20 protein-coding genes are annotated in these 15,163 nt (G+C 70.4%); 11 read left to right on the forward strand and 9 right to left on the reverse strand.

What is annotated here, in order from left to right:
• Positions 1-75 precede the first annotated feature (75 nt).
• Positions 76-1,020 carry a DMT family transporter gene (locus AC5L30_RS06220; protein ID WP_494865935.1) on the forward strand — a complete coding sequence of 315 codons (945 nt, stop codon included), beginning with the start codon at positions 76-78 and terminating at the stop codon, positions 1,018-1,020.
• A 24-nt stretch (positions 1,021-1,044) separates the two neighbouring features.
• On the opposite strand, the gene AC5L30_RS06225 is transcribed toward AC5L30_RS06220, so the two are convergent.
• Both AC5L30_RS06225 and AC5L30_RS06230 read right to left on the reverse strand, forming a co-directional pair.
• On the reverse strand, positions 1,045-1,320 hold the full coding sequence (locus AC5L30_RS06225) for a hypothetical protein (protein WP_494865936.1): 276 nt from the start codon (positions 1,318-1,320) through the stop codon (positions 1,045-1,047).
• A 10-nt stretch (positions 1,321-1,330) separates the two neighbouring features.
• Positions 1,331-2,155 (reverse strand): SDR family NAD(P)-dependent oxidoreductase, encoded by an 825-nt coding sequence (locus tag AC5L30_RS06230; protein WP_494866088.1) that lies wholly within the window; start codon positions 2,153-2,155, stop codon positions 1,331-1,333.
• Positions 2,156-2,283: 128 nt separating this feature from the next.
• Here AC5L30_RS06230 and AC5L30_RS06235 point away from each other — a divergent pair, with 128 nt between their 5' ends.
• Positions 2,284-3,240, forward strand: a complete 957-nt coding sequence (locus AC5L30_RS06235) for an HpcH/HpaI aldolase/citrate lyase family protein (protein WP_494865937.1) — start codon at positions 2,284-2,286, stop codon at positions 3,238-3,240.
• Between the two features lie 75 nt (positions 3,241-3,315).
• On the opposite strand, the gene AC5L30_RS06240 is transcribed toward AC5L30_RS06235, so the two are convergent.
• The gene (locus tag AC5L30_RS06240) at positions 3,316-3,846 is read right to left on the reverse strand and encodes a DUF4190 domain-containing protein (RefSeq protein ID WP_494865938.1); all 531 of its coding nucleotides are present in this window, start codon (positions 3,844-3,846) and stop codon (positions 3,316-3,318) included.
• 118 nt (positions 3,847-3,964) lie between these two features.
• Between AC5L30_RS06240 and AC5L30_RS06245 the strand changes: the two genes are divergently transcribed.
• Positions 3,965-4,870 (forward strand): SDR family NAD(P)-dependent oxidoreductase, encoded by a 906-nt coding sequence (locus AC5L30_RS06245; RefSeq protein WP_494865939.1) that lies wholly within the window; start codon positions 3,965-3,967, stop codon positions 4,868-4,870.
• 27 nt (positions 4,871-4,897) lie between these two features.
• Here AC5L30_RS06245 and AC5L30_RS06250 read toward each other — a convergent pair whose 3' ends face one another.
• Entirely contained in the window at positions 4,898-5,434 is a 537-nt protein-coding gene (locus tag AC5L30_RS06250) for a DUF4190 domain-containing protein (protein WP_494865940.1), read from the reverse strand.
• 177 nt (positions 5,435-5,611) lie between these two features.
• Here AC5L30_RS06250 and AC5L30_RS06255 point away from each other — a divergent pair, with 177 nt between their 5' ends.
• Positions 5,612-6,808, forward strand: coding sequence for an acyl-CoA dehydrogenase family protein (locus AC5L30_RS06255; protein WP_494865941.1), 1,197 nt, complete (start codon positions 5,612-5,614; stop codon positions 6,806-6,808).
• Between the two features lie 126 nt (positions 6,809-6,934).
• Here AC5L30_RS06255 and AC5L30_RS06260 read toward each other — a convergent pair whose 3' ends face one another.
• Both AC5L30_RS06260 and AC5L30_RS06265 read right to left on the reverse strand, forming a co-directional pair.
• Positions 6,935-7,342 carry a CoA-binding protein gene (locus tag AC5L30_RS06260; protein ID WP_494865942.1) on the reverse strand — a complete coding sequence of 136 codons (408 nt, stop codon included), beginning with the start codon at positions 7,340-7,342 and terminating at the stop codon, positions 6,935-6,937.
• A gap of 19 nt (positions 7,343-7,361) precedes the next feature.
• On the reverse strand, positions 7,362-8,408 hold the full coding sequence (locus AC5L30_RS06265) for an Rv2578c family radical SAM protein (protein ID WP_494865943.1): 1,047 nt from the start codon (positions 8,406-8,408) through the stop codon (positions 7,362-7,364).
• A 93-nt stretch (positions 8,409-8,501) separates the two neighbouring features.
• Between AC5L30_RS06265 and AC5L30_RS06270 the strand changes: the two genes are divergently transcribed.
• Positions 8,502-8,921 carry a thiol-disulfide oxidoreductase DCC family protein gene (locus AC5L30_RS06270; RefSeq protein WP_494865944.1) on the forward strand — a complete coding sequence of 140 codons (420 nt, stop codon included), beginning with the start codon at positions 8,502-8,504 and terminating at the stop codon, positions 8,919-8,921.
• Here the strand turns inward: AC5L30_RS06270 and AC5L30_RS06275 are convergent.
• The 3 genes from AC5L30_RS06275 to trxA all read right to left on the reverse strand — a co-directional run bounded on the left by AC5L30_RS06275 (position 8,885) and on the right by trxA (position 10,807).
• Positions 8,885-9,853 (reverse strand): HTTM domain-containing protein, encoded by a 969-nt coding sequence (locus AC5L30_RS06275; RefSeq protein ID WP_494865945.1) that lies wholly within the window; start codon positions 9,851-9,853, stop codon positions 8,885-8,887. The two genes, AC5L30_RS06270 and AC5L30_RS06275, sit on opposite strands and share 37 nt — an antisense overlap.
• Positions 9,850-10,290, reverse strand: a complete 441-nt coding sequence (locus AC5L30_RS06280; RefSeq protein WP_406059758.1) for a hypothetical protein — start codon at positions 10,288-10,290, stop codon at positions 9,850-9,852. Before AC5L30_RS06280 ends, AC5L30_RS06275 begins: the two co-directional genes overlap by 4 nt.
• A 154-nt stretch (positions 10,291-10,444) precedes the next feature.
• Positions 10,445-10,807 carry a thioredoxin gene (trxA, locus tag AC5L30_RS06285; protein WP_030329190.1) on the reverse strand — a complete coding sequence of 121 codons (363 nt, stop codon included), beginning with the start codon at positions 10,805-10,807 and terminating at the stop codon, positions 10,445-10,447.
• Positions 10,808-11,355: 548 nt separating this feature from the next.
• Here trxA and AC5L30_RS06290 point away from each other — a divergent pair.
• From AC5L30_RS06290 to AC5L30_RS06315, 6 genes are all read left to right on the forward strand, one after another.
• Complete coding sequence (locus AC5L30_RS06290) at positions 11,356-11,871, forward strand: MaoC family dehydratase (RefSeq protein WP_030486570.1); 516 nt, start codon at positions 11,356-11,358, stop codon at positions 11,869-11,871.
• Between the two features lie 92 nt (positions 11,872-11,963).
• A complete protein-coding gene (locus AC5L30_RS06295) occupies positions 11,964-12,500 on the forward strand; it encodes a hypothetical protein (RefSeq protein WP_494865946.1) in 537 nt (178 codons plus the stop codon).
• 51 nt (positions 12,501-12,551) lie between these two features.
• Complete coding sequence (locus AC5L30_RS06300) at positions 12,552-13,175, forward strand: TrmH family RNA methyltransferase (protein WP_494866089.1); 624 nt, start codon at positions 12,552-12,554, stop codon at positions 13,173-13,175.
• Between the two features lie 79 nt (positions 13,176-13,254).
• On the forward strand, positions 13,255-13,932 hold the full coding sequence (locus AC5L30_RS06305; RefSeq protein WP_494865947.1) for a DUF6758 family protein: 678 nt from the start codon (positions 13,255-13,257) through the stop codon (positions 13,930-13,932).
• Between the two features lie 116 nt (positions 13,933-14,048).
• Positions 14,049-14,207, forward strand: a complete 159-nt coding sequence (locus AC5L30_RS06310; protein ID WP_007455302.1) for a hypothetical protein — start codon at positions 14,049-14,051, stop codon at positions 14,205-14,207.
• 6 nt (positions 14,208-14,213) lie between these two features.
• Positions 14,214-15,089 (forward strand): PH domain-containing protein, encoded by an 876-nt coding sequence (locus AC5L30_RS06315; RefSeq protein ID WP_494865948.1) that lies wholly within the window; start codon positions 14,214-14,216, stop codon positions 15,087-15,089.
• Positions 15,090-15,163 lie beyond the last annotated feature (74 nt).

Genomic DNA, 15,163 nt, shown 5'->3' on the forward strand with positions numbered 1-15,163 from the left:
CGGCGCGGAACCGCGTGATCGTAACGGAGTGATGACCCTCCGTGCTGACCGTCATACGTGTGAGGATTACGTCCCGTGCCCCCACCTTCACACCGGCCGATTCTGGACCCGCTGACCACCGGCGCGGTCGGGTTGGCCGTGGTCGCCGTGTCGTCGTCCGCGCCGTTGATCGCGTACGCCGCCGCTCCCGCGCTGGCCATCGCGTTCTGGCGCAACCTGCTCGCGGTGGCCGTGCTGAGCCCCTTCGCGCTGGTCCAGCGTCGCGCCGAACTCCGCAGGCTGACGGTAGGCGCGGGTCGACGGGAAGGGCTGTTCTGCGTTCTGTCCGGGGTCGCCCTGGCCGGGCACTTCGCGACCTGGGTGCCGAGCGCCCAGCTCACCTCGGTCGCCACGTCGACCGCCCTGGTCGCCACCCAGCCGGTCTGGCAGGGGCTGATCGCCCGCGCCCAGGGGCGCCCCCTGCCCCGGGTGGTGTGGATCGGCATCGCGGTCGCGGTCGGCGGCGCGGCGGTCGCCACCGGGGTGGACGTGGGGGTCTCCGGCCGGGCCGTCCTCGGTGACGTGCTGGCGTTGGTCGGCGCCATGTTCGCCGCCGTCTACACCGCCTTCGGGGAACGGGCGCGGACCAGCATCAGCACCACCACCTACACCACCATCTGCTACGGGATCTGCGCGCTGATCCTGCTGGCCCTGTGCCTGGTCGGCGGCGTACGGCTGACCGGGTTCGACGGGCGTACCTGGCTGGCCATCCTGGCCCTGGTGGCCGGCGCCCAACTGCTCGGGCACTCGATGTTCAACTACGCCCTGCGGAAGATCCCGGCGACCACGGTGAGCGTGCTGATCCTGCTGGAGGCGCCCGGCGCGGCCCTGCTCGGCTGGGCCTGGCTGGGGCAACTGCCCCGCCCGTACGCGCTGCTCGGGATGGCGTTGCTGCTGGCCGGGGTGGCGGTGGTGGTGCTCGGCGGCCGGCGGAGCGAACCCAGCGCCCTGCCGGCCGACCCGACCCCGCTGGCCGACTGATCGCAGATCCACCCGCCGAGCGGGCTAGCTCTCGTACACCTCGATGACCCGGGTCGTCGGGGCGGCTTCGCCGAGGGCGGTACGCAGGGCCGCCCGGTCCGGGTCGGCGAGGAACGACTCGTAGCCGGCCCGCCCGTCGAACCGGATCAGGTGCACCTCGGTCTGCCCGTCGGTGCCGCGCAGTCGCCGCTCCAACCGGCCGCCGTGCCGTCCCAGCAGGGCCAGTACGGCGTCCTCGTACCGCTGCCCGGCCGCCTCGGCCCCGGCGGCGAACTCGACGATCGCGACAAGGGTCAGCACGCCGGCCACGTCACTCGTCCAGACCGACGGCCTTGGCGCTCGCCGCCCAGAGCCGGGCGGCGAGTTGCGGATCGGCCGCCTTTCGCAGTGGCCGGCGCGGCCGACGGTCGGCGTAGTAACCCCCGTTGATCAGCCGGGAGCGGTCCTGGTTGGCCAACCACACCAGGGTCTCGGCGCCCTTCTCCGGGCTGCGGAACGGCATGAAACGCATGCCGAACGCGACCAGCCTGCTGTCGTTGGCGAACCGGGTACGGACCACGCCGGGGTGGAAGCTGTACGCGGCGATGTCCGGCCAGCGCCGGGCGGCCTCGGCGGCGAACAGGACGTTCGCCTGCTTGCTGGTGCCGTACGCGCCCATCGGCCGGTAGTCACGCAGCGGCTTGTTCAGGTCGTCCGGGTCGAGTGCGCCGAAGCGGTGCGCGCCGGAGGCGGTCACCACGACCCGGCCCACCCGGTCGGCGAGCAGGTTGGTCAGCAGGAACGGGGCCAGGTGGTTGGCCTGGATCGACATCTCGAAGCCGTCGACGGTGCTCAGTGGTTGCAGCGCGATCGCGCCGGCGTTGTTGGCGAGCACGTCGATCCGGTCGTACGCGGCCCGGAGCTGCTCGGCCAGTCGGCGTACGTCGTCGAGGATCGCGAAATCGGCCCGGAACAGCTCCGGACGTTCACCGGAGTTCTCCCGCACCCGAACGGCTGCGGCCTGGAGGCGGGCCGGGTCGCGCCCGACCAGCACCACCTGGTCGCCCCGGCAGGCCAGGTGCACGGCGGCGGCCAGCCCGATGCCGGAGCTGGCCCCGGTCACCACCACCAGCCGGCGCCCAGTGAGATCTTCCACAGGTCCATTCACCCCGGTCATGGCGCGAGGTTACCGTGGCGTCACAACGCCCTTTGGGATCGTTAAGGTCTCGGATCTGTCGTCAGGTGGCGTCGGCATGCCCGCCGGACGCTGGAAGGAGCGCATCCATGGCCGCAGTCGGTCGCCCCCGCAGGTCCTGCCTCGCCGTACCGGGTTCCAGCGTGAAGATGCTCGGCAAGGCCCAGGGACTCCCGGCCGACCAGGTCTTCCTCGACCTGGAGGACGCCGTCGCCCCACTGGCCAAACCGGACGCGCGCAAGAACATCGTGGCCGCACTGAACGAGGGTGACTGGGCCGGCAAGACCAGGGTGGTCCGGGTCAACGACCTGACCACGCCGTGGACCTACCGGGACGTCATCGAGGTCGTCGAGGGCGCCGGCGCCAACCTGGACTGCATCATGCTGCCGAAGGTGCAGACCGCCGCCCAGGTGCAGTGGCTGGACCTGACCCTCACCCAGATCGAGAAGACGATCGGCCTGGAGGTCGGCCGGATCGGCATCGAGGCGCAGATCGAGAACGCCGCCGGTCTGGTCAACGTGGACGCGATCGCCGCCGCCTCGCCGCGGGTGGAGACCATCATCTTCGGCCCGGCCGACTTCATGGCGTCGATCAACATGAAGTCGATGGTGGTCGGCGGCCTGATCCCGGACTATCCGGGCGACCCGTACCACTACATCCTGATGCGCATCCTGATGGCCGCGCGGATGCACGACAAGCAGGCCATCGACGGCCCGTTCCTCCAGATCCGCGACGTCGACGGGTTCCGCGAGGTGGCCAAGCGCTCGGCCGCGCTGGGCTTCGACGGCAAGTGGGTGCTGCACCCGGGCCAGATCGACGCCGCCAACGAGGTCTACCAGCCGGCGCAGGCCGACTACGACCACGCCGAGCTGATCCTCGACGCGTACGAGCACTACACCTCGGAGGCCGGCGGCCGGCTCGGCGCCGTGATGCTCGGCGACGAAATGATCGACGAAGCGTCCCGCAAGATGGCGTTGGTGGTCGCCGCCAAGGGCCGGGCCGCCGGGATGAGCCGTACCTCGTCGTTCACCCCACCGGAGCACTGACCGGCCGGGCCGGGACGACCGCCGCCGGCTGTCGATCCGGCTCGACAATCGGCGGTACGCCGGCCCGCCCGCCGGTCAGTAGCTACTGCTGCTGTTGTCGCTCGTCGCGATCGCGTAGATGATCGCGGCGGCGTAGATGGCGATCACCACGACCAGGAACCCGGTGAGAATCCAGCCGACGATGATGGCGGCCTTCGCCATCCCCGCGCCGCCCTCGCCGCTGAGCCGGATCTGCTTCTGCGCGACGTGCCCGAGGATCGCGCCGACCGGCGCGGTGATGCAGGACGTGAAACCGAGCAGGGCCAGCACGAACGCCGCGATGGCCATCCCGTTGGTCTTCGGCGGCTGCGGGTAGCCGTAGCCGGGGTACTGCGGCGGGTAGCCGGGCTGGGCGTAACCGGGCGGGGCGTACCCGGGCATCGGTTGGGTCGCTGGCGACTGCGCGCCGGCGTACGGGTCGACCGGGGCGTACGGGTCGGGCGCGTACGGGCCAGGTTGTGGGGGCACCGGCTGACCGGCCACCAGGGTCGGGTCGGGTGCGGGGCTCGACGGCTGGGCCGACCACGTGGGATCGGTCCAGTTGCCGGGCGGCGGGGGATTGGTCATGCGAACTCTCCGTCACGTCGGGGTGCGGAGACAGGGTAGCCACCGCCGCCCAAACCCGACGCCCCTGCTTCCGGGTGCCGCGTTGCTCGGGCCGGTCGTAACGGGCAGGATCCCTGGCATGGCATTCGACGCGCGCGCCGCGGACCGTTCCGGCAGTCGACCCCGACGGGACGTCAGCCGCCCGGGCGCGGCCCGGCGCGCCCGGACGGCCGCCCCGGCGGGCAGCCCCGGCCCCGACGAGCCGGCCGCGCTCGCCGACCCGGTCACCATGCGTCTGGACGGGCGGGTCGCCCTGGTCACCGGGGCGGGCAGCCCGGACGGTATCGGGTACGCCACCGCCCGACGACTCGCCGACCTGGGCGCTCGGGTGGCCATCGTCTCCACCACCCGACGCATCCACGAGCGGGCGACCGAGCTGGGGGTGACCGGCTTCGTCGCGGACCTGACCGACGAGTCCGAGGTCGGCGCGCTGGCCGATGCGGTCGCCGAGCAGTTGGGCGACGTCGAGGTGCTGGTCAACAACGCCGGCCTGGCCAGTCGGGCCAGCCAGGGCGTGCTGCGGCCGGTAGCGCAGCTGACCTACGACGAGTGGCGAGGTGAGATCGACCGCAACCTCTCCACCGCGTTCCTGTGCAGCCGGGCGTTCATCGGGGGGATGGCCGAGCGGGGCTGGGGTCGGATCGTCAACCTGGCGGCCACGGCCGGCCCGGTCAACGCCCTGCCCACCGAGGCCGCGTACGCCGCGGCGAAGGCCGGGGTCGTCGGGCTGACCCGGGCCCTGGCCATGGAGATGATCGCCGACGGCGTGACAGTCAACGCGGTGGCACCCGGCACCATCTACACCGCGGCGTCCACCATGGCCGAGATCAAGCAAGGGCTGGGCACCCCGGTGGGGCGACCGGGCACGCCGGACGAGGTCGCCGCGGCGATCAGCTTCCTCTGCTCGCCGGCCGCCTCGTACATCACCGGCCAGATGCTGGTGGTGGACGGCGGCAACAGCGTCCGCGAGGCCCGCTTCCGCTGACCGCGCCGGTTCGCGCCGGCCCGTCTGTCAGTAGCCGCCGGTGTCGCCGGTGTTGCCGAAGGCCACCAGCGCCAGCCAGCCACAGCAGGCCAACACGGTGAGCCCGGTGAAGGCGTAGCCCAGGATCAGCCCCCACGTCGCGAGCTGGTCGCCGTCCTCGCCGCTGGTGCGGATCTGCCGCTTGGCCAGGTGGCCGAGGACGGCGCCGGCCGGCGGGAAGACGAAGGCGAACACCAGCGACAGGATCGCCAGGACGTTGGTGCCCCGACCCGGCCCGGACGGCGGCGGGCCGTACTGGCCGTAGGGGCCCTGCGGGGGGTACGGCGGCTGCTGGCTCCAGTGCGCCGACTGCTGCGGCCCCTGCTGGCCGTACGGTGACGGTTCGCCCGCCGGTGGCCCGTACGGTGACCGTTCCGCTGGCAGTTCGTACGCCGGCTGGTCCGGCTGGGGCGGGTACGGCTGGCCGGCCGGCGGTGGCGCGTACGGCGACTGGTCCTTGGGTGGCTCGTAGGGTGACGGCGGTTGCTCGTCCTCGGGCGGTCCCGACGGCGGCGGGTAGCTCACAGCTGTCCTCCTCCTGCCGGTGCCGGAAAAGTCCCTCTTGCCGGACGCTACCCGCAGCGGTGAACCTTTTCACAGCGGTTGTGTGGACTGGTCACCTTGGCCTCGTCGACCCGAGGGGCCGATACTGACCCAGCGTTCAGTTACCCACGAGTAGTGCGCGGATCCCCGGAGGCTGAGATGGCCCGACTCGCCCAGACGCCCGGCCTGACCGATGTGCAACAGTCGATCCTGGAGACCGTCCGGGACTTCGCGGACAAGGAGATCATCCCGCACGCGCAGCGGCTGGAGCACGCCGACGAGTACCCCACCGACATCCTCGACGGGATGCGCGAGATGGGGCTCTTCGGTCTCACCATCGACGAGGAGTACGGCGGGCTCGGCGAGTCGCTGCTCACCTACGCCCTGGTGGTGGAGCAGCTGTCCCGGGGCTGGATGTCGATCTCCGGCATCGTCAACACCCACTTCATCGTGGCGTACCTGATCTCCCAGCACGGCTCCGCCGAGCAGAAGGCCCGGCTGCTGCCGAAGATGGCCACCGGCGAGGTGCGCGGGGCGTTCTCCATGTCCGAGCCCGAGACCGGCTCCGACGTCTCCGCGATCACGTCCCGGGCCGTCCGCGACGGCGACCGCTACGTGCTCAACGGGCAGAAGATGTGGCTCACCAACGGGGCGTACTCCTCGGTGGTGGCCACCCTGGTCAAGACCGACACCGGCGCGGAGTCCGTCTACGGCAACATGAGCACCTTCCTGTTGGAGAAGGAGCCCGGCTTCGGCGAGACCGCCCCCGGCCTTACCATCCCCGGCAAGATCGAGAAGATGGGTTATAAGGGCGTCGAGACCACCGAGATGGTGCTCGACGGCGTGACCGTGCCCGACTCCGCGATCCTCGGCGGCGCCGACCAGGTGGGCCGTGGCTTCTACCAGATGATGGACGGCATCGAGGTGGGCCGGGTCAACGTCGCCGCCCGCGCCTGCGGCATCTCCATCCGCGCCTTCGAGTTGGCGGTCAGCTACGCCCAGCAGCGCAAGACCTTCGGTCAGCCCCTCGCCAAGCACCAGGCGATCGCCTTCAAGTTCGCCGAGATGGGCACGAAGATCGAGGCCGCGCACGCCCTCATGGTCAACGCCGCCCGGCTCAAGGACGCCGGTCAGCGCAACGACGTCGAGGCCGGGATGGCCAAGCTGCTCGCCTCGGAGTACTGCGCCGAGGTCGTCCAGGAGGCGTTCCGCATCCACGGCGGCTACGGCTACTCCAAGGAGTACGAGATCGAGCGGCTGATGCGGGAGGCCCCGTTCCTGCTCATCGGCGAGGGCACCTCGGAGATCCAGAAGACCATCATCTCCCGCGGCCTCCTCAAGGAGTACAAGCTCTGACCCGCCCCCCGTCTTCGCGATCTTGCACTTCCGGTTGCCCGTTCGGCCCTTACGTCGGGTTTGTCGGGACAGTAAGTCCAAGATCGCGGCTTGGGGAGGGCGGCGCGGGTGGGGTGAGCGGGTGGGTCAGGTCAGGCGGGTCAGGTTGGCGGCGGCGCGTTCGACGATGAGGCAGCGGTCCTCGACATAGTCGATGCCGGCCTCCTCGGCGATGCGCCGTGCCTCGGCCGAGACGATGCCCAGTTGAAGCCAGACCGCGGGGGCGCCGATCGCCACCGCGTCCCGGACCACCTGCACGGCGTCGGCCGCCGGCCGGAACACGTCCACCAGGTCGACGGGGTGCGGAATGTCGGCGAGGGTCCTGTAGGCCCGTTCCCCGAACAGTTCGTCGACCGTCGGGTTGACCGGGATGATGCGCCAGCCGTACTGCTGCATCTGCAACGGCACGCCGTGCGCGGCCTTCAACGGGTCGCGGGACGCGCCCACGACGGCGATCACGGCGGAGTCGGCGAGGATCTGCTGAGCGGTACGCACCCGCCGACTGTAGCTCCGGCTACAGCAGGGTCAGCTGCTCGGCCACCGACGGTGGCGTCGGCTCGGGCAGGCTGCGGTTGTCGCCCCGCTCCCCGCGGTGCAGCCCGTGCCGGCGGGCGGCGATCCGCACCCGCGCGGTCAACTCCCGCTGGTACGCCTGCGGGGCGTACGCGCCGGCCCGGTAGAGCTCGCGGTAGCGGGGCACGAGGTGCGGGTGCTCGCGGGCGAGCCAGTGCGCGTACCACTCCCGGGCGCCGGGACGCAGGTGCAGGGGCAGGGCGGTCGCGCTGGTCGCGCCGGCGGCGGCGATCGCCGAGACGGTGGCGTCGATCGACTCGTCGCTGTCGCTGAGGCCGGGCAGGATCGGGGCCATCAGCACGCCGACGGAGAAGCCGGCGTCGGCGAGTGCCCGGACGGCGTCCAGCCGGCGGCGTGGATGGGGGGTGCCCGGCTCGACGGTGCGCCAGAGGTGCTCGTCGACGAACCCCACCGAGAAGGAGATGCCCACCGTGGTCACCTCGGCGGCCTCGCGCAGCAGCGGCAGGTCGCGCAGGATCAGCGTGCCCTTGGTGAGGATCGAGAACGGGTTGGTGAAGTCTCGCAGGGCGCCGATGATCTGCGGCATCAGCCGGTAACGACCCTCGGCGCGCTGGTAGCAGTCCACGTTGGTGCCCATGGCCACGTGCGCGCCCCGCCAGCGCGGCGCGGCCAGCTCCCGCCGGACCAGCTCGCCGGCGTTGACCTTGACGATCACCTTCCGGTCGAAGTCGGCACCGGCATCGAGATCGAGATAGGTGTGAGTATTTCTCGCGAAACAGTAAACACATGCATGAGAACAGCCTCTATACGGGTTGATCGTCCACTCGAACGGGACGCGGGACTGCCCGGGGACCCGGTTGAGGATGGACTTGGCCTGCACCTCGTAGAAGGTCATCCCGGCGAACTCGGGGGTGTCGAAGGTGCGGGCGACGGCGCCGGGCAGCGCCAGCGGCAGGGGTGGCGTCGCTGGCGCTGCCCGCTCGGGGTCTCCCTCAACCGGGGGAGCGGTGAGGTTGTCCCAGCGCATGGCCACTATTCGAACACGTGTACGAGGCGAGCGCAAGTGACCCGCCGTACACCGGTGGGCGTTCGGATGGTGGGAGAGGGGAGGATGGACGCCATGGAGACGTCGACCTTCGTCTACGACGGGGACTGCGCGTTCTGCACGAGCTGTGCGGAGTTCATCGAGCGCCGCATCCCCACCGCCGCGCGGGTGGTGCCCTGGCAGTTCGCCGACCTGGACGCGCTCGGCCTCACCGTGGCCGAGTGCGAGGAGGCCGTGCAGTGGGTCGGCGCGGACGGCTTCCGCGCCGCCGGCCCGGACGCCATCGCGAGGCTGCTCACCGCGAGTGGTCCACTCTGGCGGGTGGCCGGCGCCGGCCTGCGGTTCCCGCCGGTACGCGCCGCGGCTTGGCCGTTGTACCGCTGGGTGGCGCGCAACCGGCACCGACTTCCCGGTGGCACGGCGGCCTGTTCCCTGCCGCAGGAGGCCCGGGAGCGGCTCTACGGCCCGGCCGGCCGCCCGACCACCGGCGCCTGATCGTCGAGCGCCGGCTCTGCGCCGACTGCCACCGTGCCCTGGCCGGGTAGTACCGGCCCGGGGTCGACGCCCGGTTCCGGGGCGTCCGTCGTCGCCGAGTCGGGAGAGCCGCGGCCGACGAGCCGGCGTACCCAGACCAGCGGGCGCACCCGCTCCAAGGGTAGGAAGCTGGTCATCGCGGCCAGGTGCGGCGCGAACGAGATCGTGATGGTCGCGATGGTGACCGCGTGGAACGAGTAGAAGAAGCCGACCATGGCGAGTCGCCAGCGGGGTGGCAGGAAGAAGACCACCGGACTCAGCAGCTCGAACGCCACGATGCCGAACTGGGCGACGATCAGCAGGTACGGCACCTGTGCGATCAGGTCCGCCAGGTCGGTGCCGCGCCGGATGATCGCGCGGGCCAGGACCGAGCCGGTCAGCCAGTCCAGGCCGCCGAAGCGCAGCTTGGCGAAGGCGGCCAGGAAGTACGTGCAGATCACGGCGATCTGGGTGACGCGTAGGGCCCAGCCGCCGGCCTCGGTGCGGGTGGTGTCGCCGTGTCGGGCGCGACCGGCGGTGGGCAGCACGGCCAGTGCGACGAGCAGCCCGAACCGGTCGTGGTCGACCTTTCCGTAGCTCATCGCGATGATCATCCACTGCAGGTACAGCGCGCACACCGCCCAGCCGAGCAGCCGGGGCGCCCGTCCGGTGGCGGCGAGGAGGGCGAGCAGCAGCAACGCCCAGAAGATCACTGTCACCAGCGTCTCAGTTGGCGTCGGCAGTGGGAGCAGGCGGCCGATCAGGAGCGGCTGGTACAGGTCGCCGGGCACGCTGACCCGGGTACGTACCCAGGGGGTGAAGATCACCAGGTCGGCGGCGACGAACAGGTAGATCAGGGTGCGGAAGGCGGCCACCCGGCCCCGGGGTACGGCCTCGGTCAGCCAGCGCGTCATCGGGGGGCCTGCCAGCGGACGACGGTCTGGTCGGTGTGTTGGCCGGTCGGTCGGCCGGCGCGGATGCCGTGCCAGCGGATGACGATGCGGACCTCGACCAGCGCGGGGGCGTCCGGGTGGCGTTCGGCGTACGCGTCGGCGACCTCGGTGAGCAGCGTCGGGTCGGCGGCGTATCGGGCCTGCTGACCCTCGATCTCGGCGCGGCGGATGCCGGTTGCGTTCTGGTCGAGGTCGATCACCGTCCCGGAGCTGTTCACCCCCTCGACACGGGTGTCGGGTGCGGGTGCGTTCGGCGGGTTGGAGGTGGAGTACATCCGGAACGGGCCGAACGGGAAGTCGTCGTCGCTGCCCCAGAAGGTGCCGACGACGAGGAGGACGAGACCGAGTGCGGTCGCGCCCAGCCGGGTCACGCGCCCGCGGGTGGTCAGGTTCTCCATCGGGTCGTGACGATACGGGATGTACCGACTGCGTCGGGTCCCTCCGACGGCCAGTTCGCCCTGACCAGGCAGGTGATCATGCGAGGGCTGGTGGGCGTACGACGAAGGCCGGGCCCGTATCGGGCCCGGCCTCGCGTGTCGTCGCGCGGACGACTCAGTGGTTGTGCTCGGCCAGCTGCTTGCGGACGTCGTCCATGTCCAGCGCCTCGACCTGCTCGATCAGGTTCTCGAGCGCGGACTCGGGAAGGGCGCCCGGCTGGGCGAAGACGATGACGCCGTCACGGATCGCCATGATCGTCGGGATCGAGCGAATGTCGAACTTGGCGCCCAGCTCCTGCTGGGCCTCAGTGTCGACCTTGCCGAAGACGATGTTCTGGTGCTTTTCCGAGGAGCGCTCGTAGACCGGGGCGAACCGCTTGCACGGACCACACCAGTCGGCCCAGAAGTCGACCAGGACGATGCCGTCGTTGCCGGTCACCTCGTCGAAGTTCGCCGAGGTCAGCTCAACGGTTGCCATTGCACTCTCCGATCACCGCGGTTTATCTACGTCCCGTAGAACCAGGGCTGACCGTATCGAATTCCCGGGCGGTGGGGCACGAAACGTGTTCGGGGCTGCCGGAGGGCGCTGCGGGTCATCGATACACGTCTGTTCACACCCGACCTGCGGAACGCAAGTGCACGACGCACTTGCGTGACCTGCGGTAATGGGAGCGTTTCCAGGGAGATCCACGCGATTGAGCACTACGAATCGGTAACTTGGGCCTTGACAAGGAGGTATCCGGCCTGCGGAGATCGCTGATCAACCTCCTCTTCGTCACGTAGAGTAATGTTACAAAAAGATAAATGTGACGGCGATCTCTGTTGAACCTACGCAGGCGTAGGGCAGAATTCCTCACATCAGAGCGTGGGCGGCGGGTGCCGGGGAGGGCCCCGCCGCTCATTGCGTCTCCCCCCAGGCGAGTGACCGGTGTGACATTTCCGCCGCGGTCGCGCCCCGCAGGTCGCCTTAACCATCGGTAAGGCATGCTGTGCCGAACTCCATCGCCGCCCGTCGAAGGGACCAGCATGCAGTTCGGTCGCTACTACGAGGAGTTCGAGGTCGGCGCGGTCTACCGGCACTGGCCGGGCAAGACCGTCACCGAGTACGACGATCACCTCTTCTGCCTGCTCACCATGAACCACCACCCGCTGCACATGGACGCGCACTACGCCGCGACGGCCAGCCAGTTCAAGCGCAACGTCGTGGTCGGCAACTACATCTACTCGCTGCTGCTCGGCATGTCGGTGCCCGACGTGAGTGGGAAGGCGATCGCCAACCTGGAGGTCGAGTCACTGCGGCACGTCGCGCCGACCTTCCACGGCGACACCATCTACGGCGAGACCACGGTGCTGGACAAGCGGGAGTCCGGCTCTAAGCCCGACCGGGGCGTGGTGTCGGTGGAGACTCGCGGCTACAACCAGGACGGCACGATGGTGTGCGTCTTCCGGCGCAAGGTCATGGTCCCCAAGCGGGAGTACGCGGCCGCTGCGGTGCCCGACGGAGTGGATCCGGAGCGGCCCAGCTTCCCCGAGCCGCGCTGACCGTCACGGCGGGCTCGACCGTCGACGAACACCGGGCTCCGTCCCCGCAGCGGGTCTGCTGGGGAAGGGGCCCGGTTCCCGTTCCGGGGCATATGCTGACGCCGGAGGTTCCGATGAGCCACTCCGTCGCCGGAGAGCCGTCCTCTGCCGGCCGCCGAGCCGCACCCTTGACCACCGCTGTCTACTCCGCCGCCGAGTGGGATCTGCTCACCAGCCTGCCCGGCCGGGTTCTCGTGGCCGCCGCGGCACCCGGTCCTGGCCGGACGGAGCGTGGAGTGATGGCCGGCCTGGCCGGCCTGGATGCCGTGGCTGCGGGCCGAGCCTCCGACAGTGACCTGGTCCGCGCGGTGGTCGCCACGATCTACGCCCGCCACGACGGCACCCCGCAACCCACCGAGCGGCTCACCGACCTGGTGGATCTGCTGGCCGCGTGCCGGGCGGCGAGCCGGGTCCTCCGGCGGCGGGCCGACCCCGCCGACTCGGCCGCGTACCGCCAGTGGGTGCAGTCGGTCGCGGCCCGGGTCTGTCGGGCGGTGCCCGGCACCGGCGCGCGCCGGGCGGACCCACCGGCCAGCCCGACGGACCGGCGTTTCCTGGACCGGCTCGGTGCCGCCCTCGACCTGGGCTGATCGGCAGGTCGTCGCGCCGACCGTCGAGGCGGTCCGTACCCTCTGATGACCGTGACCGACGACCAGCTCGAGGTGGGCGTGGGCCCCTGGCCGGGGGACCCACCGGACGACCCCCGTTACGACCCGCAACTGCTGGCGGAGGGCGACCGGCGCAACGTCGTCGACCGCTACCGCTACTGGCGGCACGAGGCGATCGTCGCCGACCTGGACCGGCACCGGCACGGCTTCCACGTGGCGATCGAGAACTGGCAGCACGACTTCAACATCGGCACGGTGGTGCGCAACGCCAACGCGTTCAACGCCGCCGAGGTGCACATCGTCGGACGGCGACGGTGGAACCGGCGTGGCGCGATGGTGACCGATCGGTACCAGCACGTACGGCACCACGAGACGATCGAGGAGTTCGTCGCCTGGGCGGCCCAGCGGCAGCTGCCGGTGTTCGGCATCGACAACCTGCCCGGGTCGCGACCGCTGGAGACCGGCACCCTGCCGCGGGACTGCGTGCTGCTGTTCGGCCAGGAGGGGCCCGGCCTCTCCGCGCCGGCCCGCGCCGCGTGCGACCAGCTCTACTCCATCGCCCAGTACGGCTCGACGAGGTCGATCAACGCGGGCGTGGCCAGCGGAATCGCGATGCACGCCTGGATCCGCGCGCACGCCGGTACGCCGCCGGACTGACCCACGTCCGGTGCCGAATCGGACGTTACGGCTTGACGTGCCGGCAGTACGGGGGAACGGTGGGGATGTGAGTGTCGCGGTGAGTTGTCCGAGATGCGGGGGCCCGGTACGGGCGCCGGATCTGATGAACACCGACTCGAGGTGTGTGCGCTGCGGCCCGGTGCCGCCGTTGCACGTGCCCGAGCACATCGGAGCGGAGATCGTGGCGAGCGTGGTGGAGCGGATCACCGCGATCGGCGATCCGCCGGTGACGCCGTTGTGGTGCCCGTGGCCGCTGCCGCCCGGTTGGACACTCACCGGCGTGGCGTACGCCGGGGACGACCGGACGGGAGTGCGGGCGACCGTGGTGGCCTGCGCGGGCCCGGCGCCACTCGGCGGTGGTCCGGCCGATCTGGTCTTCGTGGCCGAGGAACCCGGTGTGGGCCTGGGCACCCGGCTCGCCGGACTGGCCGGCCCGGATCCGGGGCCGGAGTTGGTCGACGCGCTGACCGATCCGGGCTCGGGTCATCCTGACCACGTCGGACAGGCGAAGATCAAGGTCGGCGGGCACCCCACTCCACTGTGGTTGGTGAATTCACCGACGGATCGAAGCGCGTACGCCGGCGAGGCTCGGGGAATGTGGCTCCATGCGATAGCCTGGCCGGCGAGTGCGGGTCACCTGCTCGCGGAAGATGTCGTGCTACACGACCTGACCGAGTGGACTCCGCCCGAGCTCGTGTACGGCGCACCGTCCCCGTATTTACCTGGTAGAGCTTGACAACTCTCCCGGATTGACGGAGAACGGACGCAGATATTCACTGTACGACACCACACTGATACTCTGGGTGCCGCTGCGGTAATGGGACCCGGCGCCGCGCGAGAGGATGGCCCGCCATGGTCAAGAAGGTCCTCACCTGGGCCGGAATCGCATTCTTGATCTTCTTCGTCGCCTACCGGCCAAACTCTGCGGCGGACGTGTTCAAGTCGCTCGGCGGCGGGATCATGGATATCGCCCAGGGGTTTGGCGACTTCTTCACCAGCCTCGTCGCCTAGCCGCCGATGGGCAGCCCCTCCGGTCCACCCTTCGACCCGGACGACCCCGACCGGGAACGCCGCGAGCGTGACACCGAGCCGATCCCGCGGATCGGGCCTGATGACGGCCCGGGCTACGGAGCCGGTCCCGGCCTGTCCGACGGTCCGTCCCTTTCGGACGACGTCGGCTATGGAGACGGGCCCGGCTATGCCGGCCAGGGTCGTTCCGGTCGGGGGTGGATCCGTGATCCGGAGGCCAGCTACCAGCCGCCGCAGATCTCCGAGGACGAGCTGGCCGGGTTGCGTGCCGACGCGACCGGTGCGACTCCTCGGCGGGTGCTGCCACTGGAAGACGAGCCCAGTTCGCTGGTGGCTCGCTACCTCTTCCCCACCGAGCGCTACCGGGGCGAGTGGAAGCGACACTGGATCCACCTCACCAACCCGCTGTTGATCGGCATCGCGGCGACCTTCGTGCTCGGCTACCTCTCCGGCTTCCTCGCCGGCCAGGACGTCGGCGCGCTGACCACCATCGCCGTGCTGCTCTGGTTCGCGGTGATGGGCTGGGTGGCGTGGAAGGTAGCGGACTGGTGGTATGACCGGTTCATCCTGACCAACAAGCGGGTCATGGTGGTCAACGGCATCGTCACCCGCAAGGTGGCCATGATGCCGCTGGTCCGGGTCACCGACATGAAGTACGAGCAGACGCCGACCGGCCGAGCGCTCAACTACGGCACCTTCGTGCTGGAGTCCGCCGGCCAGGAGCAGGCGCTCCGCGAGATCAAGAACCTGCCCAACCCGAACGAGCTCTACCTGCGCGTCGTCGAGGAGATGTACGAGCCGCAGGCGGTCGAGGCGCGGCTCGGCAAGGAGGCCGACGAGGCCAAGGCCGACGACGGGGCGTGAAGGTTTTCGACCGAACATCGGAGTAAGTGCGCACCTTTCGTCATGGACCAGAGCGCCCCTGACATGGCACTCTG

It is taken from the genome of Micromonospora sp. BQ32 (genome assembly GCF_059358895.1).

What these genes read in the sequence shown, in the direction of transcription:
- AC5L30_RS06235 (WP_494865937.1), top strand. Translation starts at nt 2,284, where the DNA reads ATGGCCGCAGTCGGTCGCCCCCGCAGGTCCTGCCTCGCCGTACCGGGT.
- AC5L30_RS06240 (WP_494865938.1), bottom strand. Translation starts at nt 3,846, where the DNA reads ATGACCAATCCCCCGCCGCCCGGCAACTGGACCGATCCCACGTGGTCG.
- AC5L30_RS06245 (WP_494865939.1), top strand. Translation starts at nt 3,965, where the DNA reads ATGGCATTCGACGCGCGCGCCGCGGACCGTTCCGGCAGTCGACCCCGA.
- AC5L30_RS06255 (WP_494865941.1), top strand. Translation starts at nt 5,612, where the DNA reads ATGGCCCGACTCGCCCAGACGCCCGGCCTGACCGATGTGCAACAGTCG.
- AC5L30_RS06265 (WP_494865943.1), bottom strand. Translation starts at nt 8,408, where the DNA reads ATGCGCTGGGACAACCTCACCGCTCCCCCGGTTGAGGGAGACCCCGAG.
- AC5L30_RS06270 (WP_494865944.1), top strand. Translation starts at nt 8,502, where the DNA reads ATGGAGACGTCGACCTTCGTCTACGACGGGGACTGCGCGTTCTGCACG.
- AC5L30_RS06275 (WP_494865945.1), bottom strand. Translation starts at nt 9,853, where the DNA reads ATGACGCGCTGGCTGACCGAGGCCGTACCCCGGGGCCGGGTGGCCGCC.
- AC5L30_RS06280 (WP_406059758.1), bottom strand. Translation starts at nt 10,290, where the DNA reads ATGGAGAACCTGACCACCCGCGGGCGCGTGACCCGGCTGGGCGCGACC.
- trxA (WP_030329190.1), bottom strand. Translation starts at nt 10,807, where the DNA reads ATGGCAACCGTTGAGCTGACCTCGGCGAACTTCGACGAGGTGACCGGC.
- AC5L30_RS06290 (WP_030486570.1), top strand. Translation starts at nt 11,356, where the DNA reads ATGCAGTTCGGTCGCTACTACGAGGAGTTCGAGGTCGGCGCGGTCTAC.
- AC5L30_RS06295 (WP_494865946.1), top strand. Translation starts at nt 11,964, where the DNA reads ATGCTGACGCCGGAGGTTCCGATGAGCCACTCCGTCGCCGGAGAGCCG.
- AC5L30_RS06310 (WP_007455302.1), top strand. Translation starts at nt 14,049, where the DNA reads ATGGTCAAGAAGGTCCTCACCTGGGCCGGAATCGCATTCTTGATCTTC.
- AC5L30_RS06315 (WP_494865948.1), top strand. Translation starts at nt 14,214, where the DNA reads ATGGGCAGCCCCTCCGGTCCACCCTTCGACCCGGACGACCCCGACCGG.